Here is a 21,765-nt window from a genome sequence, read left to right on the forward strand (position 1 = left end):
GCACGTTATTTGTCCGAAGTCTTGCCGGGATAGAAGGGGGGGGGAAGAGCACCGCCGACCGGGGTCGACGACAGGGGAGCAGATTAAAAACGAATGGCGATCGCGTTTTCGCTGAAAAACTCCGCAAACTCGGGGTCAGGCTGGCGATCGGTGATCACCCGGTCGAATTGAGTCAATGGCCCGATGCAGGCGGGTTTGGTTTTGCCGAATTTACTGTGATCGGCCACCAGGATTTTTTGCTGTGACATCGTTATCGCCCGGTGCTTCATCTCCAGTTCATCAAAGTTAAAGCAGGTTGCGCCATGCTGCAGGCTCAAACCGGCGGCGGAGATAAAGGCGATATTGGGGCAGATATGATCCAGCTCGCTGTGGCGGCCGACGGCGGTGAATATATAGTTGTTCGGCTTGAATTCGCCGCCGCACAGGATCACCTTGCAGTTCGGTTTGTCCTGTAACGCCAGGAAGGTATTAAGTGAGTGGCAGACCGCAGTGAAGTCCAGATCGTCAGCGATCGCGTCGATGATCGCCGGCGTAGTGGTGCCGCAGTCGAAAAATACGGTGTCGTTTTCGCTGATAAGCTGCGCGGCGAGCAGGCCGATACGGCGTTTTTCCGTGACCTGCTTGGCTTTTTGGTCGGAAACAAAATAGTGGGTCACGCCGTTACTGCGCGGATCGGCCACCACGTAACCGCCCAGCAGAACCACGGCCGCCGGTTCTGCGCTAAGATCGCGGCGAATGGTCATTTCTGACACGCCCAACAGGACGGCGGCTTCTTTTAAGTGGATCTTGTCAGAGCGCTTTAACGCCTGGACTAATCGATTGAGACGTTCTTCGCGCCGCGTTTCCATCTGTCTGTCTTCCCACAGGGTTAAGAAAGTTTCATCAGGGCTGAACACACAAATGCGGGGTAATAGCGGCCCAGCCATCGGCTGAACTTATTACCCCGCATCAGATTATCACGGCGTGCGCCCGGTACCCAGACGCCTCAGGTTATCAGTAGCTGCCGGCAGCGGCCTGATCACCGGAAACGATTGCTACGCCAGAGCTGGTGCCGATACGCGTTGCACCTGCTTTGATCATCTTCTCGGCGGTTGCGCGATCGCGCACGGCGCCGGATGCTTTAACGCCCATCTCACTGCCCACCGTCGCGCGCATCAGTTTGACGTGCTCTTCACGAGCACCGCCGGTGCTGAAGCCGGTAGAGGTTTTAACGAAGGCCACATCGAGTTCGCGACACATTTCACAAACCTGAACGATCTGCGCATCGCTGAGCAGGCAGGTTTCCAATATTACCTTCAACGGGATCGCCGCGCAAACCTCGCGCACTGCGGCGATGTCGGCTTTAACTTCATCCAGCAGGCCGCTTTTCAGCCAACCCACGTTGATCACCATGTCAATTTCCTGCGCGCCGGCAGCAATTGCCGCTTTAGCTTCGAAAGCTTTGGTTACCGTCAGGCCGGCACCCAGCGGGAAACCAATCACCGAGCAGATTTTCACTTCGCTTTCTTGCAGCAGGTGCGCAGCCAATGGCACGTAACCAGAGTTAACGCAGACGGCGTAGAAGTTGTGTTGTTGCGCTTCTTCACACAGTTTGGCGATTTGCTCTTCAGTGGCATCCATCGCCAGCAGGGTGTGATCGACATAGCGGGCGTAATCAATGTTTTCGGTAGTCATCTCGATTCCTTATTAAGGTTTTATCAAAGCAGGATGTGAGTAATGTTAGAATAATAACATTTAACTGGCGGCAAACATAGTGATGTTTAAAAATGAATGCCAGATCATCGTTTTTTGGCTGTTTAACGTATAACATGGGGTGAGATAAATGTTATTTAAGTAACATTTTAGGCGTTGGTCGCGGGATAACTCGCGTGAACACCCAGGGGAAAAGTATGGATATGATAATAAATTTGGCGCCAGAACAGTTCGGAGCGCAACCGTATGAAGTTTTCCGCAATGCGGATTTTGTAGTCACCGCTTTTAACTGTGAAGCCGCAGGGCCGATGCTGACGCTGGCAAACCGCCGTGGCTCACTGCGAGTATTGCCTTACCGCGCGCTGACGATTTGGGATGCCGATTTTGATGGTTACTCGTTGAAGTCGGGCCGTCGCAGTGTCAAAACTCTCGGGGGCAAGCCGGACGGCAGTGTTGCCTTTCATTCCCCCTGGTCACCTCAGGGTGGCTCATTCTTAGACATGCAGCTTGTCTGGTTGCAGGTTGAGGGTGATACGCTGGCGCTGTACGGCCGTGGGGAATCTGCCCATCAACATTGTCGGTTGCGTCCGGCGGTCCGTTTGACGGCGGACAGTGCTCAATTCTCCATTGATATGCAAATCACCAACCTTGCCGACCGCCCCCTGCCGCTAAGTTATGTTTGCCAGCTTAACTACGGCTGTATTCCCGCAGCGGTGTTCAGGCAGAACCTGCCGACGCCGGCGCTGACGCCACCGGGGAGCATCACCGAAGAAAGGCTACAGTGCTCGGACGATTTGTCACTGTATGTTGATCAGGCCGAGTTCTATATGTTGGCGTCGAAGGGGAGGCGATATGTTACGCGTTTCGCCACCGAGCAGTTCAATTATGGCCTGCGCCGCATTACACAGCAGGGAAATCAGCGCCTGTTCAGGTTCATTCAGCCAGCCACCTGTAGTCCGCAAGGGCAAAGTGAACACTCGAGAATGATGATCGGGGCGGGGAAAACGCGTGAGTTCTGCGTGACTACCGGGGTGGTGTGATAGCCGGGGCGATGCCGCCCCGGCCAAAATACAGGCTTACTCTTTCACCCAGCCCTTGCGGATCGGGAAGGCGAACAGGAAGCGGTACAGGCGCGTCAGCTTGTCGGCGAAGCTATCGCCAAACAGGTTCCAGACCAATTGAGCAAACAGGCAACCGACCAGGCCGAGCAGGAAGCCACCTACCATATCCAGCGGCCAGTGTACGCCCAGATAGACGCGCGACCAGGCAATGCCGGCCGCGACAGCCAGCAATAAAATGCCTGACCAGACCCGGTGCCAGAACAAAAAGGCCAGAGCGAAAGTGAAGATGGCGGTACCGTGATCGCTGGGGAAGGAGCTGTCCGGCGCATGGGCCAGGAAAGTATAACCGACACCGGCCACAAACGGCCGTTCGTGCGGCAGCAGCATGCCAATGGTCGCGGAGGCAAGCATGGCGAACAGCAGAGCAATTGTCGTCTTGGCCACCACTTGACGCTGCGACACCAGTTGATTCTGCGGCCCCCACAGCCATAGCCCAACGATCAGCATAGGTACGATAGCGATCAGATCGCGCGCCAAAAAGGTGGCGGTATCAATCAACCACTCGGGGGACGCCGGGGTCGCGTTGATCCAGGCGAAAAGAAGATAATTCAATTGCTCCATAATATTTACCTCGTCTTGCGGCGGAGATACCCGCTCACCATCCAATAAACAGCCAGTTGGCTGAGCCAAACCCACCAACCCGCCCACAGGTTATGGGTAAAAAAATGTGCGCCGCGCATCACCTGACCAAAACCCATCAGCATGCCGAGCGCAATACCGCCGAACCAGCACCAGTAGGCCAGGCGCGGGCGTTGCGGATAAAACAGGAAAAACAGCGCCATCACCGCAAAACCGCTGGAGGCATGACCACCAGGGAAGCAACGGCCCGGCCCGGGCTCTGTCGGAATGGTGCCGAACAGCGGGTAGGACATCGCCTTGCCGCCGTATTCGATCAAATCCCATGGGCAGGAATGTGCGCTGGTGGCTTTAAGGATGCCGACCACCAATGGGCCAATGCCGATCAGCAACATGCTGACGATCATGCGCGGGTTACGGCGGTAAATGCCCCAAAACAGCGCCAGCACCGCACCGGTAATAACGCCAATTTTCAGCAGGCGATGGTTAATCAGGTCCAGCCAGCGATCGTTCTGCCAGGGGAAATGTCCGCTGGTGGCATCGAACCAGTAATTGCTGACAGCCCAGTCCAATTGTTCGTTTCGCGACAGCCAAAGGAACAGCAAGCCACTGACTACCAATCCCAAAACCTGCCAACGGTAAAAGGATGCCGGCAGGGAGTAAAGGGCGTTAGTCTTAATTTGGGGTGTTGTTGAGGATTGATTTAATGAAGGTTTTGGGTTCACGCGCAGGCTCGGTGACATTAACGGATGTTGCCACTGTAATAATTCTGTCTTAAGAAAACCTTAATGCCCAGAGTACCGAGCTTAAGAAAGCAATAGGCGGATTATTGGCTTTCGGCTAAGGTAATCGTTTGCTTTTTATTGGAATGATGTGGTGATGACAAGAAAATTGAATTTGGCGCTGTTGGCAGCCTGTAGTGCGGTTTTTTCCCCTTTGGTATCAGCGCAGGTTACCGGGCCGATTGTGGTGCAGGGCGCGATGCCGGTAGAGGCAGAACGTTTTGCCCAACGCCTGGAAAACCCGCGTGAAGAGCAGATTGGCGGTTGGCGTTTCTGGCGCGGCACGGTGGATGGCTATCCGGTGGTGGTGTCAGAAACCCTGAAAGGCATGTCGAATGCAGCGGCCGCGACGGCTATTGCCGCAACCCAATTTCATCCGGTAGCAATTATCAATCAGGGAACTGCCGGTGGCCACGACCCGGCGCTGAAGGTGTACGACATCGTATTGGGCAAGTATTCGGTCAGCCTAGGCGCGTTTAAAACACCGAAGAAGGCGGCGGGGGAAGGCAGTGACTCGCGACAATGGCAGCCGATGGATTTACTGGCTTCGAAAGGCAGTGCCGGTGAAGATAAAAATGCCCACAGCATCCGTCAGTTTCCGGCTGACGCCAAACTGTTGGCGATAGCTGAAAGTGTGAAGAGTGGCTATACCCAGGGCAAGGTGGTTGAAGGGGTTATTGGTTCCGCCGATGTGTGGAACAGTGAACTGGACCGTATTGGTTACTTCCACGAAAACTATCATACCTCGGTTGAAGAGATGGAGACCGCCTCCGCCGCGCAGATCGCCGCTTCCTTCAATATTCCCTTTGTCGGCATCCGCGTGCTGTCCAACAATATTACCAATCAGGGTAAATACGATCCGCAGACTGGCCTGGCGTGCCAGGATTATGTCTATCAGGTGGTGAAAGCTTATATCGCCAAAAACGCAACTCGTTAATGATTTATCCTAATTAATGGCCATTGGTGGGTTATTGCCACTGGCCATTGTATATTGTAAAGAAGATTAAACTACTGGCGAGCTTGCCGGTAGTGTATTAGCTTATGCCCGGAGCATTTAATAAATTGTAGGGATATAAACATGAACAAGGCATCCGTTGTATTTTCCGGCCTGCTGATGGCCGTTTCCGCCAGCGCCATTGCTGCTACCTCGTCCGAAGACACCGATATCAGCAAGCAGCCGCTGGAAAAGGTCGCTCCTTACCCGAAAGCCGAAAAGGGCATGAGCCGCCAGGTGATTTACCTGCCGAAGCAGGAACACGAAGAGAATTTCAAGGTTGAATTGCTGATTGGCAAAACGCTGGAAGTGGACTGTAACCGCCACATGATTGGCGGCACGCTGGAAACCAAAACCCTTTCCGGTTGGGGTTACGACTACCTGGTAGTGGAAAAACTGTCTGAGCCGGCTTCCACCATGATGGCTTGCCCGGACAATACCAAACAGCAGAAATTTATCGCTGCCAACCTGGGTGACGCTGCCATGCAACGTTACAACAGCCGCCTGCCAATCGTGGTCTACGCACCGAAAGACGTGGAAGTGAAATACCGCGTGTGGAAAGCCGAAGACACCGTCAGCAAGGCAGAACAGAAGTAATACCGATGCGTGCTAACCATTAGCACGGCTAAGTGATTACCCGAAAATGAACCCGTCTGGAGAGTGCATTGCGCCGTTGGCCATTGCCCCTCGGACGGGTTTTTTTGTTTATCGCACCCTGGCGTGAAGCAATAGAAAACGGCAGTAAAAGTCTGTAGTTTGACGTGTATTCCGATAAAGGCTGCAGGATTAAAATCTCAGCTTTATATGCGCAACAATAAAATTCACCTGACTGGGCAAAAATGACAAAATTAATTGAATTTACCGCCATTACTGAAGCAGCAGAACGGCTCAATGGGAAAGTTATTCGCACCGCCACTATTCCAGCACCGAAACTGACTGAAAAACTACAGAGGCCGGTTTTCCTGAAACTTGAAAATACTCAGTTGGGGGGCTCTTTTAAAGCCAGGGGCGTGCTTAACAAATTTTTGAGCCTGGCGGATAATGTTAAAGATAACCGGTTTGTGGCGGTGAGCGGCGGTAATTTTGGCATTGCGATAGCCGAGGCGGCGAAGATCTTTGGGGCTGATGTCACTATTATTATGCCGCAAAGTGCCCCGGCAACCGCCATCGACCGGGTGGGTGAACTGGGCAGCTCTGTTATCGTGGAATCTGATGTTCACGCTGCGTTTGAGCGGGCCAAGGCCTTGGCTGACCAGGGATACGTAGTCATTGATGATTGCAACGACTCGCTGATCGCCGAAGGACACGGAACCCTGGCACTGGAGTTCATTGCCGACTGTCCGGAACTTACCGACGTCCTGGTTGCGGTGGGCGGCGGCGGTATGCTGGCTGGTGTGGCTACTGCGCTAAAAGCCATAAAGCCAGAGATGAGAGTTTGGGGGGTTGAAACCTCTGGGGCAAGTTCGATGCACCAGGCATTGTGCGCCGGCAAACCGGTGAACATTGAGGTGACTTCAATTATCTCTACCCTCGGCGTGCCTGTCATTGATGAAATGATGCTGGCCCATGCTCAAGCTTATATCGAGGAAGTGGTTGTGGTATCGGATAAGGCAGCGGTAGAGGGAATGGTGGCCTTTGGCGAAGATGCAAAATTATGGGTTGAACTGGCGTCCGGGACGCTGATACCTGCGGCTATGGCCATTGCCCCCAAGCTTCCCGCTAACGCCGTCATTGGGATGGTAGTGTGCGGTGGAAATATCTCCCATCAGGACATGTCGAAATGGGTTAGCTACTCGCAAACCCTGTGATTTTTCTCCTGCGGAGTTTATTCAGGCAATAAAAAACCCGCTAGTCTTGAACCTAAATAGGCGGGACTAACGGGCTCCACAAAATGGGGACATCAAAGAAAAGCAGTGGCACTAATTAAGACTACCCCCCGAAAGGAAAGTTCTCACCGGGGATAAAAATTTCAAAATATTTTTGCCACTGATTCATCTTTATTGCTTATCGGTTAGCCGATGATCCCCGGCCACAACACCACTATCAACGAGCCTGCCAGGGTTAACAATACGTTAGCTATGGCGTAGGTCCCGGCATAACCCAGCGCAGGAATGTTACTGCGCGCAGTATCGCTGATAATTTCCATTGCCGGCGCGCAGGTTCGGGCCCCCATAATCGCGCCGAACAGCAGGGCGCGGTTCATGCGCAGCACGTAGGCACCGAACAGGAAGCAAATCACTACCGGCACCAGGCTGACGATTAACCCGGCGATCAGCATCTGGCCGCCAACGGCTCCCAGACTGTTACCGATACCGGCACCGGCGCTCAGACCGACACCGGCCATAAACACCATCAGGCCGAACTCTTTGACCATGTTCAGCGCACCCTGCGGAATGTAACCGAAGGTCGGGTGGTTGGCGCGCAGGAAGCCGAGCATGATGCCGGCCATCAGCAAACCGGCGGCGTTACCGATGCCGAACGAGAAATTGCTGAACTGAATGGTGATCTGGCCTATCAATAACCCGATAATAAAGAAGGCGCAGAATGCCAGCAGGTCGGTCACCTGGCTGTGGATCGAGATAAAGCCAATCTTCTCCGCCACGCTTTTCACCCGGCGGGCGTCACCGCTGACCTGCAGCACATCGCCTTTATTGAGCACAATGCTGTCGTCGATAGGCATTTCAATCTGGCTGCGGATCACCCGGTTGAGGAAGCAGCCGTGATCGGTCAGCTTCAACTGGCTCAGGCGTTTATTCACCGCATTGCTGTTTTTAACCACGATCTCTTCGGTGACGATGCGCATATCCAGCAGGTCGCGGTCGAAGACTTCTTTGCCGTTGCGGAAGCTGGGGTCCAGTCGTGCATGGGCATCGGGATAGCCGACCAGGGAAATTTCATCGCCCACCTGCAATACCGCGTCACCGTCCGGGTTGGCCAAAATGCCGTTACGACGGATACGTTCGATATAGCAACCGGTCTGGCGATAGATACCCAGCTCACGCAGATTTTTGCCATCGGCCCAGGCTACCAGCTCGGGGCCAACGCGATAGGCGCGGATGACCGGCAGGTAAACCTTGCGTTGGCTGTCGGTGTCCAGGCCGCGTTCGCGGGCAATCTGTTGGGCGGAGGTGGAGAGGTCCTGGTGTTGCAGCTTGGGCAGGTAGCGCGCGCCGAAAATCAGGCTCACCAAACCAATCAGGTAGGTCAGGGCGTAGCCGAGGCTCAGATGATCCTGCGCTGCCAGCAGTGCCGGGCCATTGGTGATGGTATTACGTAGCGTATCACCGGCGCCGACCAGAACCGGGGTCGAGGTCATTGAGCCCGCGAGCATACCGGCGGTCAGGCCGATATCCCAATGGAACAGTTTGCCCAGACCGATGGCAATCACCATCGCGGAACCGACCATCACCAGCGCCAGCATCAGGTAATTTTTGCCGTCGCGGAAAAATATCGAGAAAAAGTTCGGTCCGGCTTCCACGCCAACGCAGAAAATAAACAGCATAAAGCCGAGGTTCAGCGCTTCTGTGTTAATGGCGAAGTGTTGTTGGCCGAGCAACAGCGAAACCACCAAAACACCAATGGAATTACCGAGTTGAACGGAGCCCAGACGGACTTTACCGAGGCACAGCCCCAGCGCGAGTACCACGAACAGTAACAGGATGTAGTTACCGTTTAACAAACTAGCGACGTTTATGTTCACGTAGGATAACTTATTGTTTACCAGTAAGTGCTTGATATAGATAAATATAAGATATAAATTCAGTCAAAAAGCGACTTCATAAATAACTAACCAGCGAAAGGCGATTCGAAGCATCGATCGGCGGCGTTTATTCTAGTCGCTATGGCGCGTGACAGCCAGCATAAAGCTGGGTTCATGCCCTGCCGAAAGCATTTAACTCTCTTTAGGCCAAGGAAAAAGTTCAGTTTAGCGTTGTCGGTTTACGACAAGGCGTCACCGGCATTGTGGCATGGCTGATTTCTACGGTGTGGTAATGAGGTTAAAGGGGGAGGAGGCATGGCGAGTGAACGGTATTGGTGGGGAATATTAAGCTGTTTTCTGCTGTTCAGCCTGGTGTATCTCGGTCAGCAGAGTGGGGCATTTGGCAGCACGGATCATGAACACCGGGGGGAGACCGGCCTGTTGCTGTTTGTGATACCCGGCGTGGTCGCGAGCTACTTATCGAGCAAAAAACGCATTCTCTGCCCGCTACTGGGGGCGTTGTATGCGTTGCCGCTGTGTCTGATCATCCGCCATTTCTGGCTAACGCCGTCTGCCTCGGTGTGGCAGGAATTGGCTTATGCCACCAGCGCGGTGTTCTGGTGCATGTTCGGGGCGTTGCTGGCTTTGTTTGCGCGCGGCCTGTTGCAGGCCTACCGGCAGTGTCATCGTGGCTAACGGAAAATAAAAAAAGGCGCTATGAGCGCCTTTTTCTCGTTCTGCCTGAGTCTTACTGGAACAGATTCAGGTTTTCTTTGGCATAAGCTTCGAAATCGGTGCAGCCGCCGATGTGTTTCTCATCGAGGAAAATCTGCGGTACGGTTTCTACCGGCTTGCCGACGGTTTTTTCCAGGTCGGCCTTGGTGATGCCTTCAGCGTGGATATCAACATAACGGAAGTTGAAATCGTCACGTTCTTCAGTCAGTTTTTCCGCCAACTCTTTCGCACGGACACAATAAGGACAGCCTGGGCGCCCGAAGATAACTGCAAACATGCAACACTCCTTAGATTGATATTCAATAATTTAATCGCAACTGCAATGACATTCTGTCGGTCGAAAAAGACTTAAGCCTGAACATTACCCGCATTGATGGCGCTTACTATGCCCGTTGGGTCGGCGAAAAAAAAGCAGGAATTACCTGTTAATTTGATTCATGTAACCGATTAAGCCGCCGGGGCTGTCGCCGCCGATGGGAATTCACTACACTGGAGGCAGAGCTTCTGGAGAAGAAAATATGCGTTCATTCGGTGACTTACCGCGTACCGTGCTGGTTTTGGAAGGGCTGGGCATGCTGTTGTTGGTGCTGGCTTATCTAAGTATACATAGCCACGTTCAATTACCCGGCTGGTTGGCATCACAGCAGGCGGCGGTGGGAATGATCTTCCTCGGCGTGGCGCTGATGGTGCCGGCGGCGGCATTTCTGGTTTGGCGGGTGGTGCAGGGATTTGGCCCATTGATGCGCGGTGGTCAGCCGCCGCAGAACGATCGGCGCAAGCCAGATACGCCTGAAGATAAAAACGACAGTGAGCCGCGTGCCTGAATAATGGCCACCGGAGACATACCTGCCAGACAGGGGCTTGCCTTTTTGGGGTGACGAGTGAAAATTGCCATTCTTTCGCGCGATGGAACGTTGTACTCATGTAAACGCTTGGTGGAGGCGGCGGAACAGCGCGGCCACAGCATCGAGGTTATCGATCCACTCTCTTGCTATATGAACATCAACCCGGCCGCGCCGACTATCCACTACCGCGGCCGCCAATTGGAGCGTTACGACGCGGTGATCCCGCGCATCGGCTCCGCCATGACCTTTTATGGCACTGCAGTGCTGCGCCAGTTTGAACTGTTGGGCAGTTATCCGCTTAATGAGTCGGTGGCGATCACTCGTGCGCGCGACAAGCTGCGTTCGCTGCAGTTGCTGGCACGGCAGGGGATCGATTTGCCGATCACCGGTTTTGCCCATTCGCCCGACGACACCGGTGATTTGATCGAACTGGTTGGCGGTGCGCCGCTGGTGGTCAAACTGGTGGAAGGCACGCAGGGCATTGGCGTAGTACTGGCGGAAACTCGCCAGGCGGCAGAAAGCGTGATTGATGCCTTTCGTGGCCTGAACGCTCATATTTTGGTGCAAGAATATATTCGCGAGGCGCAGGGCAGTGATGTGCGCTGCCTGGTGGTGGGGAGTAAGGTAGTCGCAGCCATTGAGCGCCAGGCCAAACCCGGGGAGTTTCGTTCCAATCTGCACCGGGGTGGTACCGCCCGCAAGGTAAGCATCACTGCCAAAGAGCGGGCGATTGCGGTCAAGGCCGCCACCACACTGGGGCTGGATGTCGCCGGGGTGGATATCCTGCGTGCGGCCCGTGGCCCGCTGGTGATGGAGGTTAATGCTTCACCGGGGTTGGAAGGGGTGGAAAGCACCACCGGGTTGGATATCGCCGGCAGGATGATCGAGTATATCGAGCAGCGCGGCAGGCCGGGTTTCAGGTTGAAATCTGGCGGATAAGTTTGCCGTAAAAAATTCGCCTTTCTGTGGCTGGAGTTGCGGCTTTTTATCGACCATATTTACCCTAATAGCGAATTAAGCCGCATTGATCGTGGCGTAGTGGGGCAATATTCCGTAAGCTATGCGCCTTTTCGCGTTTTGAATATTGTGAGGCTGGTATTATGGATTCACTCATTGTCCCTGATTTGGCGTTGTTGCGACGCTGGCTGGATCAATCGGGCATTTCATTCTTTGAGTGCGATTCCTGTCAGGCGCTGCACCTGCCGCACATGCAAAATTTTGATGGCGTGTTTGATGCCAAGCTCGATCTGGTCGACAACGTGATCCTGTTCTCCGCCCTGGCCGAAGTGAAGCCGACCGCACTGATCCCGCTGGTGGCCGATCTTAGCCAGATCAACGCCAGTTCGCTGACCATCAAGGCGTTTGTTGATATTCAGGACGACAATCTGCCGAAGTTGATTGTTTGCCAGTCGCTGAGCATTGCCGTTGGCATCACGCTGGAGCAGTTCACCCACTTTATGCAGCAGGGCGAAGAGCAAATCTCGATGGTGATCCTCGAGGCGCGGGCGAACGATCTGCTGTTTATGGGTGACGAAGAAGATAACACGGCTGCCGCTGACCGCCTGCCAATGCTGCACTGATCCCCACTGTACATGATGCGTGCCGTCCCTCTGGCGGCATGCTGCCGTTATTCCCTTCCGCAATAATATATTCTGTGTTTTACCCTTTGCTGCCAGATATTCCTCTTCGTTTCTGCCATTAATGGCGTATCACATACAGACAAACTGCATAAAAAATCGATAAAAGCCGGTTTTATCCCCGGAGGCTGGTGCGTTTTGGCAACAGCGGTTATGCTGCTGATTCTGCTAAGGGCTTGCGATTCCCCTGGTGACCATGCGGGCTGGGCAACTGAAAAAGGTGTATGCAATCAACTGCATAGACATTCAATCCGCGGTTGCAACGATTGCGCTCGATCAGGAAAGGTTTTGTATCGTTTGGCGGTACAAGTTCAATTCTATGATTCACCCCTGTTTTGGAGGAAGTTACGGATGGTCACCCTACGTAAAAAGTGGTTATCGGGTGTGGTTGCCGGCCTGCTGATGGCAGCAAGCGTCACGGCGTCAGCCGAGGAAAAAACGCTGCACATCTATAACTGGTCCGACTATATTGCGCCGGACACCTTAGCCAAATTCCAGAAAGAAACCGGCATTAAAGTGGTGTACGACGTTTTTGACTCCAACGAAGTGTTGGAAGGCAAACTGATGGCGGGCAGCACCGGTTATGATTTGGTCGTTCCTTCATCCAATTTCCTTGAGCGTCAGTCGAAGGCCGGCATTTTCGAGCCGCTCGACAAGAGCAAGATGCCGAACTACAAAAACCTTGATCCCGAGATGCTGCAACTGGTGGCGCACAATGACAAGGACAACAAGTACGGTATCCCTTATCTGATGGTGACCACCGGCATCGGCTATAACGTCGACAAGGTGAAGGCGGTACTGGGCAAAGACGCACCGGTTGACAGCTGGGATCTGATCCTCAAACCGGAAAATCTCGAGAAGTTGAAAAGCTGCGGTGTTTCCTTCCTGGATGCGCCAAGTGAGGTCTATGCCACCGTGCTGCACTACCTGGGCAAGGATCCCAACAGCACCAACGCGGCAGATTACACCGGTGCGGCCAACGATCTGTTGCTCAAGCTGCGGCCGAACATCCGTTATTTCCACTCTTCCCAGTACATCAACGATTTGGCAAACGGTGATATCTGCGTAGCGATCGGCTGGTCCGGCGACGTGATGCAGGCGGCCAATCGCGCCAAAGAAGCGAAGAACGGTGTGAACGTGGCCTATGCGATCCCGAAAGAGGGGGCGCTCACTTATTTTGACATGTTCGCCATGCCGGCGGATGCCAAAAACAAGGACGCTGCCTACCAGTTCCTGAACTTCCTGATGAAGCCTGATGTCATGGCGGGGATCAGTAACTTTGTGTATTACGCCAACGCGGTGAAGGACTCTACACCGCTGGTCAATGCCGAAGTCCGCAACAATCCGAACGTGTACCCACCGGCCGATCTGCGCGCCAAGCTGTTTACGCTGAACGTGCAGTCGCCGAAGCTGGATCGTGTGATTACCCGCGCCTGGACTAAAGTTAAAAGCGGACGCTAATACTCAGAGGGCGGCCGTTGGGCCGGTTTCAGGGTTGTTTTGACCGGCAGGCGGGTGCTCCCCGCCTGCATTGCCATTTTGGGCCATGGCAATCGCCGTGGTTTTTTGTACTGTTTGCACCGGAGAGCACCCCGATTGAACGACGTCATCCCTCGTCCTCAAGCCAAGTCGCAGAAGGTCTTCACCCCTCTGCTGGAAATCCGTAACCTCACCAAAACCTTTGACGGCCAAAACGCGGTCGAAGACGTCAGCCTGACCATCTATAAGGGCGAAATATTCGCTTTGCTGGGGCCATCTGGCTGCGGGAAGTCGACGCTGTTGCGCATGCTGGCCGGTTTTGAACAGCCGACGGAAGGGCAGATTGTGCTCGATGGGCAGGATATGTCGCATGTGCCGCCTTACCAGCGGCCGATCAATATGATGTTCCAGTCCTACGCGCTGTTCCCGCACATGACGGTAGAGCAAAACATCGCCTTCGGTCTGAAACAGGACAAAATGCCGCGTGCGGAAATCGCCGATCGGGTAGCGGAAATGCTGTCGCTGGTGCACATGCAGGAATTCGCCAAGCGTAAACCGCATCAGCTATCCGGTGGCCAACGCCAGCGGGTGGCACTGGCACGCAGCCTGGCCAAACGGCCGAAACTGCTGCTGCTGGATGAGCCGATGGGCGCATTGGATAAAAAACTGCGTGACCGCATGCAACTGGAAGTGACGGATATTCTTGAGCGGGTTGGCGTGACCTGCGTAATGGTCACCCATGACCAGGAAGAGGCGATGACCATGGCAGGGCGCATTGCCATCATGAACCGTGGCAAATTTGTACAGATCGGCGAACCGGAAGAGATCTACGAGCATCCGAACAGCCGTTTCAGCGCTGAATTTATCGGCTCGGTGAACGTTTTTGATTGTGTGCTGCAAGAGCGCCATGACGATGGTTTGATCCTGCAAAGTCCCGGTTTGCGCCATGCGATTAAGGTGGACTCCGACGCCTCGGTAGTGGACGGCGTGCCGATCCAGGTCGCCCTGCGGCCGGAAAAAATCATGCTGTGCGAAGAGGTTCCGCAGGACGGTTGCAACTTTGCGGTTGGGGAAGTGGCACATATCGCCTACCTCGGCGACCTGTCTATCTACCATGTGAAGTTGCTCAGCGGCCAGATTATTAGCGCCCAATTGCAAAACGGTCACCGTTTCCGCAAAGGGATGCCGACCTGGGGCGACGAAGTGCGCCTGTGCTGGGAAGCCGACAGCTGTGTCGTGTTGACGGTGTGAGTCGAGAAGGTGAGGAATAATCATTATGACAATGCTTGCTGAACACACACCGCCGGAACCACCGGCCAAAGGGCCCGGCCCGTTAAAAGCCTTTTTCCAGCGCCTGCAGATGGCCCATGGCCGCAAGCTGGTGATCGCGGTACCGCTGCTGTGGTTGACGCTGCTGTTCCTGCTGCCGTTCCTGATCGTGTTCAAGATCAGCCTGGCGGAACTGGCGTTGGCGGTCCCGCCCTACACTGACCTGATGAGCTGGGCAGAGGGTAAGCTGGACATCGCGCTCAATTTTGCCAACTACCTGCAACTGACCGACGATCCGCTGTATATAGACGCTTATCTGCAATCGCTGCAGGTGGCGGCGGTATCGACGGTTTGCTGTCTGGTCATCGGCTATCCGCTGGCCTGGGCGGTGGCGCACAGCAAATCCTCAACCCGCAATATTTTGCTGTTGTTGGTGATCCTGCCGTCGTGGACCTCGTTCCTGATCCGCGTTTACGCCTGGATGGGCATTCTGAAAAATAACGGCATCCTCAATAACTTCTTGTTATGGACCGGGGTGATCGATCAGCCGTTGGTGATCCTGCACACCAATCTGGCGGTGTATATCGGCGTGGTGTACTCCTACCTGCCGTTTATGGTGCTGCCGATTTATACCGCGCTGACGCGGTTGGACTATTCATTGGTGGAGGCGTCGCTGGATCTGGGGGCTAAACCGTTGAAAACCTTTTTCAGCGTGATTATGCCGCTGACCCGCGGCGGGATTATTGCCGGTTCGATGCTGGTGTTTATCCCGGCGGTCGGCGAGTTTGTGATCCCGGAACTGCTGGGCGGGCCGGACAGTATTATGATCGGCAGGGTACTGTGGCAGGAGTTCTTTAATAACCGTGACTGGCCAGTAGCCTCGGCAGTGGCCACCGTCATGCTGCTGCTGTTGATCGTACCGATTCTCTGGTTCCACAAGCACCAGAACAAGGAAATAGGGGGGCAGGGATGAACAACTTGCCGGTAGTGCGCTCGCCGTGGCGTATCGCTATTTTGGTAGTGGGTTTCACCTTCTTGTATGCGCCGATGCTGATGCTGGTGATCTACTCGTTCAACAGTTCCAAACTGGTGACGGTGTGGGCCGGTTGGTCCACGCGCTGGTATACCGAGTTGTTCCATGATTCGGCGATGATCAGCGCCGTCGGGCTCAGCCTGACTATCGCCGCCGCCTCGGCGACCGCCGCGGTGGTGCTGGGGGCGATTGCGGCAGTGGTGATGGTCCGTTTTGGCCGTTTTCGTGGTTCAACCGGTTTTGCCTTTATGCTGACGGCACCGCTGGTTATGCCGGATGTGATCACCGGCCTGTCGTTGCTGCTGCTGTTTGTGGCGATGGGGCATGCCTTTGGTTGGCCGTCGGAACGGGGGATGTTTACCATCTGGCTGGCGCACGTCACTTTCTGTACTGCCTATGTTTCGGTGGTGATCAGCTCGCGCCTGCGTGAGTTGGATCGCTCTATCGAAGAAGCGGCGATGGATCTGGGCGCGACACCGTTGAAAGTGTTTTTCGTGATCACTCTGCCGATGATTGCACCGGCGCTGATCGCCGGTTGGATGCTGGCCTTTACCCTGTCGCTGGATGACCTGGTGATTGCCAGTTTCGTCGCCGGGCCGGGCGCGACCACCTTGCCGATGTTGGTGTTCTCCAGCGTACGTATGGGGGTTAATCCGGAAATTAACGCCCTGGCGAGTTTGATCCTGCTGGTGGTCGGCGTTATCGGCCTGATTGCATGGTGGTTTATGGCGCGCTCGGAAAAACAGCGATCGCGCGAATTACAAAAGGCTGCCCGTAGCTGAGTCTGATTAAACCTGCTATTTTTGCAATTATTGGTATTGCAATTGATTACCTGACTTTATATATGCCGCCTGAATAGGTTAATGCTGGTCACTTAAGTTGATATTGTTCCCTCTCCCGCTGGAGAGGGAAACGCCCACTTAAACGCGTCGTGCATCCTTAACCTGAACAGGTGGCGTTTTGTTGCGGAACATGGACATGTCAGACATGCTGAAAAGCAGGCAGGGAATAAGAATGAATTCAGATGCGCCAGTGCCGGTGATGGTAGCCGGAACGGCGATGGTGGCTATCAAGTGCATCAGCGTGCTGTTGCTGTTGGGGGAACTGGGGGTCGATGGCGCTCAGGAGTTCGTCAGCACCAGCGCACAGGCCTGGGATTCCACCCTGATCTTTCTGGCTGGCCTGTTATTACTGTGCCTGCAAATCAGTTGCGGTTTTGCGGTGATGCGTGGCCGCAACTGGGGGCGTTGGGGTTTTGTGGCCTGCCAATGCCTGGTGGTTGGTTATCTGCTGTTGGCCACCATTGGCAGTTTTCTGCCGGAGGTCTTTACCGTTGAAGGTGAAACCAGCGGCCAAATCTTGCACATGCTGATCCTGCAAAAAATCCCCGATGTCGTCATTCTGGCGTTATTGTTTGTTCCCGCTACCAGCCGCCGTTATTTCGCTGTGCGCAATTGAGATTTTAACGGCGTAGAGTGATAAACTCTGCGCCCTTAATTATTCACCCCGAACTCAGGGTTATCTTCATGCATTGCGCTTTGTATACGGCGGGCACCTGCCGTTCCTGTCAGTGGTTGGAAAAGCCGTACCCGCAGCAACTGACGGACAAACAGCATCATCTGCAATCACTGCTGAGCGACCGAGACGTTGCGCAGTGGCTAGAGCCGATCGCCGGCGAGCAGAGCGCATTTCGCAATAAAGCCAAAATGGTAGTCAGCGGCAGCGTAGAGCGTCCGCTACTGGGCATGCTGCATCGTGATGGCACGGCGGTGGATCTGAGCGCCTGTCCACTGTATCCCGCCAGTTTCTCGCCGATGTTTGATGTGCTGAAAAGTTTTATCGCCCGCGCCGGCCTGACGCCCTACAACGTGGCGCGTAAACGTGGCGAACTGAAGTACCTGTTACTGACTGAAAGTACTCACAGTGGTGGCGTAATGCTGCGCTTTGTACTTCGTTCAGACAACAAGCTGGCGCAGCTGCGTGCCGCACTGCCGTGGCTGCAACAGCAGTTGCCGCAGCTCAGGGTGATTTCCGCCAATATTCAGCCGGTACATATGGCGATTATGGAAGGGGAGCGCGAGATCCCGCTGACCGAGCAACAGGCGCTGGAAGAGCAATTTAACCAGGTGCCGTTGTATATCCGCCCGCAAAGTTTCTTCCAGACCAATCCGCAGGTGGCCGCCGAGCTTTACGCCACCGCCCGTGACTGGGTGCGGGCACTGGCTATCGACAGTATGTGGGATCTGTTCTGCGGTGTGGGTGGGTTTGGCCTGCATTGCGCGCTACCGGAAACACGCCTGACCGGCATCGAAATTAGCGCCGAGGCGATTGCCTGCGCGCGCCAATCGGCGAAAACTCTGGGTTTGCAACACGTCGATTTCCAGGCGCTGGATTCTACCCGGTTCGCTACCGCCGAAGGCAGCGTGCCGCAACTGGTGCTGGTTAATCCGCCGCGACGGGGTATTGGCAAGGCACTGTGCGACTATCTGAACCAGATGGCACCGGGCTATATTCTCTATTCGAGCTGCAACGCCGAGAGCATGGCGAAAGACATTGAGATGTTGCCGGATTACCGCATCGAGCGCGTACAGCTGTTTGATATGTTCCCGCACACCGCCCATTACGAAGTACTGACGCTGCTGGTTCGGCAGTAACCAAGGATTAAAGTTATACTGAACCCACTAGCGAGGGGAAAACATGAAAAAGCACCAGCCGCAGAGACAATCCGGTAAGCCGTCGTCAGAGCGCATTGCACGTGCCGTAGCCACTTCCACGGCCATTGAAACCGGGCAGGCGTCAACACAGGTGGCGGCTACATTGGCCGAAAAACGCGAAAAATACGCTTATCTTCATCTGGCACTTTAGCCAGCTGTCAGTGCCTGTTTAACCCATTCCTGCATAGGTTGGTAATCCATCAGCATCCCATGATGAATGGCGGCGATATACTGCGGCCGATTGTTTTCCCAACAGCCATAATCCAAAGGTTCAAACCCCGCTTGAACCGCCATCACGTCCGATAATAAACGCGCCAACCGACCATTTCCCTCGCGAAAAGGATGGATCAGTATCAGTTCGATATGGGTAATGGCGATAGCTTCAATTAATGCGGCTTCATCCAAATCGGCGCAGGGGGTATAGCGATCAAGGCAGTTTGACTGAAATTGACCCATCAGCTTAACGATTTGCGCCGCCGGTGTGAACATAAAGCCGTCCTTACTGATATTGACCGAGCGGTCGTGGCCAGCCCAGTCATAGACATTGCCCAACCAGCGGTGATGCCATTGCCTGAGCATGGCCAGGGTAATCCTGCCCTGAGGGAAGTCAGCGCCTAAAACGGAGTGATATAATTTCTCCAGCAGCACCAATTCAACATCGTTGATATCTTCCACGCGAACTATACCCAGTTTATTGAGCAGTACTTCCTGGCGTTCACCGTCGGCAAATTGCCCCTGTGAGTTTGAAACATCGTATTTGCTCATCATCATCGCCACCTGTAAGTGGGTTGCTTTATGAACAGAATAGACTACAGAGATAAGTGTGGGGCGTGGTACTCCACGCCCTGAACCGCTGTTACTGCGGGAACCACTTGTCGTTAATGGCTTTGTAGGTGCCGTCGGCCTTAATGGCGTCCAGCGCGCTGTTGAGCTTGGCCAGTAGTGCCTGATTGTCCGGCCGTACCGCAATACCCAGACCGGTACCGAAGTATTGTGCATCGGTAACGTGTTCACCGACCGGAGCCAACTGAGGATTGTTCTTCAGCCACTCATTGACCACGGCGGTATCACCGAATACGCCGTCAATACGGCCATTTTTCAACTCGAGAATGGCGTTCTGATAGCTGTCGTAAGAGACGGTGTTAATCTCCGGGTGCTTGTCCTGCATATATTTCTGGTGGGTGGTGCCGTTCTCCATGCCAACCTTTTTCCCTTTCAGATCCGCCAGCGAACTGAATTTGCCTTTTTCGGCAATCACAATTGCCGAGTTGGCATAATAGGGCTGAGTGAAGGCAACTTGCTTGCTGCGCTCTGGCGTGATGTCCATACCGGAGATCACCGCGTCGTATTTCTTGAATTTAAGCGCGGCGATCAGGCTGTCGAACGCCTGGTTGGTGAAGGTACATTCGGCCTTCATTTGTTTGCACAGCGCGTTAGCCAGATCGATATCAAAACCCACGATCTTGTTGTTGGCATCCAGCGACTCAAACGGCGGGTAGGTAGCGGAAGCGGCGAAACGAATGGTCTCGGCTGCGCTGGCGTTAAAGGCGATGCCTGCTAATACCGTGGCGGCCAGCAATAGTTTTTTCATGCTTAAAGCTCCTGTCTGCAAGACTGCGTGTTTTTATCTCGTCACCGCTTGATTTTACTGACAATAACCCAGAGGTTTTGGCGGCTGTCGGTCGGTGTAAACCCTGCCATTTAATGAATTAATATGCAATATAAATGATTAAAAATTTGTTCTGGATGTAAAAAAGCCCCACACGATGGCAGGGCTTGGAGAGTATCGCTCTACTGACTCAGTTGCGACGTTCAAACGCCAATGCACGGCGTTCGACCAGACGCATCAGCAGCGTCAGCAAGCCGTTGACGCACAGATACACCAGTCCGGCAGCGCCAAACACCATCACGTCGTAGGTACGGCCATACATCAGCTGGCTGTAGCCCATGACTTCCATCAGGGTGATGGTATAGGCCAGCGAGGTACTTTTGAACACCAGTACCACTTCGTTGGAGTAAGACGACAGCGCACGCTTGAAGGCGAATGGCAGCAGGATACGCAGCGACTGCGAACGCGACATGCCGAGTGCTTCACAAGATTGCCACTGACCGGCCGGTATCGCCCGTACCGCACCGTAAAACAGTTGGGTGGTATAGGCGGCACTGTTCAGCGCCAATGCGATCATCGCACACAGCCACGGCTGCGACAGCAAGTTCCATAACCACGGATACTCGCGGATCGCCGGGAACTGACCGGGGCCGTAGTAGATCAGGAAGATCTGCACCAGCAGCGGCGTACCGGTGAACAGGGTGATATAGATTTTTACCAGCGGCGTCAGGATCGGCGTTTTCAGCGTCAGGATCACCGTCAGCACCAGTGACAGCACCAGCGCCACGATCAGCGCGGTGATGGTCAGCGTCAGGCTGGTGTGCAGCCCTTTGATAATTTCCGGCAAGAACTCAAACATCAGGCTGGCCCCCGCTCAAAACGCGTGGTGCGCAGTTCGATGCGTTTAATGATGTACTGACTGATCAGGGTGACCACCAGGTAAATCGCCGCCGCTATCACGTACCAGGTAAAAGGCTCCTGGGTGCGGGTGGCAATGCTTTTGGTTTGCAGCATCAGATCGTTAACGCTGATCAGTGACACCAGCGCGGTATCTTTCAGTAACACCAACCATTGGTTGCCAAGACCGGGTAGCGCGTGACGCCACATCTGCGGCATGATCAGGCGGAAGAAAATTGCCGCGGTGCTCATCCCCAGTGCCTGGCCGGATTCCCATTGCCCCTGCGGCACGGCCTTCAGCGCGCCACGCAGCGTTTGCGACGCATAGGCTGAATAGAGCAGGGCGAGAGCAATGACGCCGCACAGGAACGGGCTGACTTCAAAGTTATCAATCGCCAGTTGGATCGGCAGTTGGAACAGACCAAGGTTCAGGGTGAAGCCATCAGACAGCATCAACAACAGCTGCGATGAGCCGAAATAGATGAACAGCACCACCAGAATTTCCGGCAGGCCGCGCAACAGAGTGACCCAGGCGGTGCCGAGCCAGCTAACCACTTTCCAGCGTGATGACTCCCAGACGGCAAACAGCATCGCCAGGATCAGCCCAAGGATAAGGGCACAAACGGCAAGGCCGACGGTCATCCCGGCGGCGCTTGCTAAAGGTTGGATTTCATTCATCAGA

25 protein-coding genes are annotated in these 21,765 nt (G+C 54.4%); 15 read left to right on the forward strand and 10 right to left on the reverse strand.

All coding sequences use genetic code 11. The features are described from left to right. Positions 1-83: 83 nt before the first annotated feature. A complete protein-coding gene (gene deoR / locus SERS4_RS0108890) occupies positions 84-848 on the reverse strand; it encodes a DNA-binding transcriptional repressor DeoR (protein ID WP_017892220.1) in 765 nt (254 codons plus the stop codon). A gap of 145 nt (positions 849-993) precedes the next feature. Further along, a complete protein-coding gene (gene deoC, locus SERS4_RS0108895; protein WP_012006065.1) occupies positions 994-1,674 on the reverse strand; it encodes a deoxyribose-phosphate aldolase in 681 nt (226 codons plus the stop codon). A gap of 215 nt (positions 1,675-1,889) precedes the next feature. Here deoC and SERS4_RS0108900 point away from each other — a divergent pair, with 215 nt between their 5' ends. After that, the gene (locus tag SERS4_RS0108900) at positions 1,890-2,732 is read left to right on the forward strand and encodes a hypothetical protein (protein ID WP_017892221.1); all 843 of its coding nucleotides are present in this window, start codon (positions 1,890-1,892) and stop codon (positions 2,730-2,732) included. A 36-nt stretch (positions 2,733-2,768) separates the two neighbouring features. On the opposite strand, the gene ybjG is transcribed toward SERS4_RS0108900, so the two are convergent. Both ybjG and SERS4_RS0108910 read right to left on the reverse strand, forming a co-directional pair. Next, positions 2,769-3,374 (reverse strand): undecaprenyl-diphosphate phosphatase, encoded by a 606-nt coding sequence (gene ybjG / locus SERS4_RS0108905; protein WP_017892222.1) that lies wholly within the window; start codon positions 3,372-3,374, stop codon positions 2,769-2,771. A 5-nt stretch (positions 3,375-3,379) separates the two neighbouring features. Then, positions 3,380-4,132 carry a phosphatase PAP2 family protein gene (locus SERS4_RS0108910; protein ID WP_371257884.1) on the reverse strand — a complete coding sequence of 251 codons (753 nt, stop codon included), beginning with the start codon at positions 4,130-4,132 and terminating at the stop codon, positions 3,380-3,382. Positions 4,133-4,268: 136 nt separating this feature from the next. Here SERS4_RS0108910 and SERS4_RS0108915 point away from each other — a divergent pair, with 136 nt between their 5' ends. The 3 genes from SERS4_RS0108915 (at position 4,269) to SERS4_RS0108925 (ending at position 6,973) form a co-directional block, all read left to right on the forward strand. Further along, positions 4,269-5,108, forward strand: a complete 840-nt coding sequence (locus tag SERS4_RS0108915; protein ID WP_026142286.1) for a 5'-methylthioadenosine/S-adenosylhomocysteine nucleosidase — start codon at positions 4,269-4,271, stop codon at positions 5,106-5,108. A gap of 141 nt (positions 5,109-5,249) precedes the next feature. Then, the gene (gene eco / locus SERS4_RS0108920; RefSeq protein WP_012006070.1) at positions 5,250-5,762 is read left to right on the forward strand and encodes a serine protease inhibitor ecotin; all 513 of its coding nucleotides are present in this window, start codon (positions 5,250-5,252) and stop codon (positions 5,760-5,762) included. 242 nt (positions 5,763-6,004) lie between these two features. Beyond that, complete coding sequence (locus tag SERS4_RS0108925; RefSeq protein WP_017892225.1) at positions 6,005-6,973, forward strand: threonine/serine dehydratase; 969 nt, start codon at positions 6,005-6,007, stop codon at positions 6,971-6,973. Between the two features lie 203 nt (positions 6,974-7,176). Here SERS4_RS0108925 and SERS4_RS0108930 read toward each other — a convergent pair whose 3' ends face one another. Then, positions 7,177-8,865: an aspartate:alanine antiporter gene (locus tag SERS4_RS0108930; RefSeq protein ID WP_026142287.1), complete on the reverse strand. Its 1,689-nt coding sequence runs from the start codon at positions 8,863-8,865 to the stop codon at positions 7,177-7,179. 315 nt (positions 8,866-9,180) lie between these two features. Here SERS4_RS0108930 and SERS4_RS0108935 point away from each other — a divergent pair, with 315 nt between their 5' ends. After that, positions 9,181-9,561, forward strand: a complete 381-nt coding sequence (locus SERS4_RS0108935; protein ID WP_012006073.1) for an inner membrane protein YbjM — start codon at positions 9,181-9,183, stop codon at positions 9,559-9,561. Between the two features lie 52 nt (positions 9,562-9,613). Here SERS4_RS0108935 and SERS4_RS0108940 read toward each other — a convergent pair whose 3' ends face one another. Further along, positions 9,614-9,877: a GrxA family glutaredoxin gene (locus SERS4_RS0108940; protein WP_012006074.1), complete on the reverse strand. Its 264-nt coding sequence runs from the start codon at positions 9,875-9,877 to the stop codon at positions 9,614-9,616. Between the two features lie 241 nt (positions 9,878-10,118). Here SERS4_RS0108940 and SERS4_RS0108945 point away from each other — a divergent pair, with 241 nt between their 5' ends. The 10 genes from SERS4_RS0108945 to SERS4_RS27150 all read left to right on the forward strand — a co-directional run bounded on the left by SERS4_RS0108945 (position 10,119) and on the right by SERS4_RS27150 (position 18,728). Beyond that, positions 10,119-10,424, forward strand: coding sequence for a YbjC family protein (locus SERS4_RS0108945; RefSeq protein ID WP_017892227.1), 306 nt, complete (start codon positions 10,119-10,121; stop codon positions 10,422-10,424). Positions 10,425-10,481: 57 nt separating this feature from the next. Continuing rightward, positions 10,482-11,384, forward strand: coding sequence for a 30S ribosomal protein S6--L-glutamate ligase (rimK, locus tag SERS4_RS0108950; protein WP_012006076.1), 903 nt, complete (start codon positions 10,482-10,484; stop codon positions 11,382-11,384). Between the two features lie 161 nt (positions 11,385-11,545). Then, entirely contained in the window at positions 11,546-12,025 is a 480-nt protein-coding gene (locus tag SERS4_RS0108955; RefSeq protein ID WP_017892229.1) for a YbjN domain-containing protein, read from the forward strand. A 408-nt stretch (positions 12,026-12,433) separates the two neighbouring features. Next, positions 12,434-13,543: a spermidine/putrescine ABC transporter substrate-binding protein PotF gene (gene potF / locus SERS4_RS0108960; RefSeq protein WP_012006078.1), complete on the forward strand. Its 1,110-nt coding sequence runs from the start codon at positions 12,434-12,436 to the stop codon at positions 13,541-13,543. A 135-nt stretch (positions 13,544-13,678) separates the two neighbouring features. Next, positions 13,679-14,812, forward strand: a complete 1,134-nt coding sequence (potG, locus tag SERS4_RS0108965; RefSeq protein ID WP_012006079.1) for a putrescine ABC transporter ATP-binding subunit PotG — start codon at positions 13,679-13,681, stop codon at positions 14,810-14,812. Positions 14,813-14,837: 25 nt separating this feature from the next. After that, on the forward strand, positions 14,838-15,803 hold the full coding sequence (potH, locus tag SERS4_RS0108970) for a putrescine ABC transporter permease PotH (protein WP_017892230.1): 966 nt from the start codon (positions 14,838-14,840) through the stop codon (positions 15,801-15,803). Beyond that, positions 15,800-16,645 carry a putrescine ABC transporter permease PotI gene (gene potI / locus SERS4_RS0108975; RefSeq protein WP_012006081.1) on the forward strand — a complete coding sequence of 282 codons (846 nt, stop codon included), beginning with the start codon at positions 15,800-15,802 and terminating at the stop codon, positions 16,643-16,645. The genes potH and potI overlap by 4 nt, the downstream gene beginning before the upstream one ends. 196 nt (positions 16,646-16,841) lie before the next feature. Then, positions 16,842-17,321, forward strand: a complete 480-nt coding sequence (locus SERS4_RS0108980) for a YbjO family protein (protein ID WP_026142289.1) — start codon at positions 16,842-16,844, stop codon at positions 17,319-17,321. Between the two features lie 68 nt (positions 17,322-17,389). Next, entirely contained in the window at positions 17,390-18,517 is a 1,128-nt protein-coding gene (gene rlmC, locus SERS4_RS0108985) for a 23S rRNA (uracil(747)-C(5))-methyltransferase RlmC (RefSeq protein WP_017892231.1), read from the forward strand. A gap of 43 nt (positions 18,518-18,560) precedes the next feature. After that, positions 18,561-18,728: a hypothetical protein gene (locus SERS4_RS27150; protein WP_017892232.1), complete on the forward strand. Its 168-nt coding sequence runs from the start codon at positions 18,561-18,563 to the stop codon at positions 18,726-18,728. Here SERS4_RS27150 and SERS4_RS0108995 read toward each other — a convergent pair. The 4 genes from SERS4_RS0108995 to artQ all read right to left on the reverse strand — a co-directional run bounded on the left by SERS4_RS0108995 (position 18,725) and on the right by artQ (position 21,761). After that, the gene (locus SERS4_RS0108995) at positions 18,725-19,342 is read right to left on the reverse strand and encodes a Fic family protein (RefSeq protein ID WP_026142290.1); all 618 of its coding nucleotides are present in this window, start codon (positions 19,340-19,342) and stop codon (positions 18,725-18,727) included. The two genes, SERS4_RS27150 and SERS4_RS0108995, sit on opposite strands and share 4 nt — an antisense overlap. A gap of 91 nt (positions 19,343-19,433) precedes the next feature. After that, entirely contained in the window at positions 19,434-20,168 is a 735-nt protein-coding gene (gene artJ, locus SERS4_RS0109000) for an arginine ABC transporter substrate-binding protein (RefSeq protein WP_012006085.1), read from the reverse strand. Between the two features lie 208 nt (positions 20,169-20,376). Further along, a complete protein-coding gene (gene artM / locus SERS4_RS0109005) occupies positions 20,377-21,045 on the reverse strand; it encodes an arginine ABC transporter permease ArtM (RefSeq protein ID WP_012006086.1) in 669 nt (222 codons plus the stop codon). Next, the gene (artQ, locus tag SERS4_RS0109010) at positions 21,045-21,761 is read right to left on the reverse strand and encodes an arginine ABC transporter permease ArtQ (RefSeq protein ID WP_017892234.1); all 717 of its coding nucleotides are present in this window, start codon (positions 21,759-21,761) and stop codon (positions 21,045-21,047) included. The genes artM and artQ overlap by 1 nt, the downstream gene beginning before the upstream one ends. Positions 21,762-21,765: the final 4 nt, after the last annotated feature.

The organism is Serratia sp. S4 (assembly GCF_000347995.1).
GTDB classification, from domain to species: domain Bacteria; phylum Pseudomonadota; class Gammaproteobacteria; order Enterobacterales; family Enterobacteriaceae; genus Serratia; species Serratia quinivorans.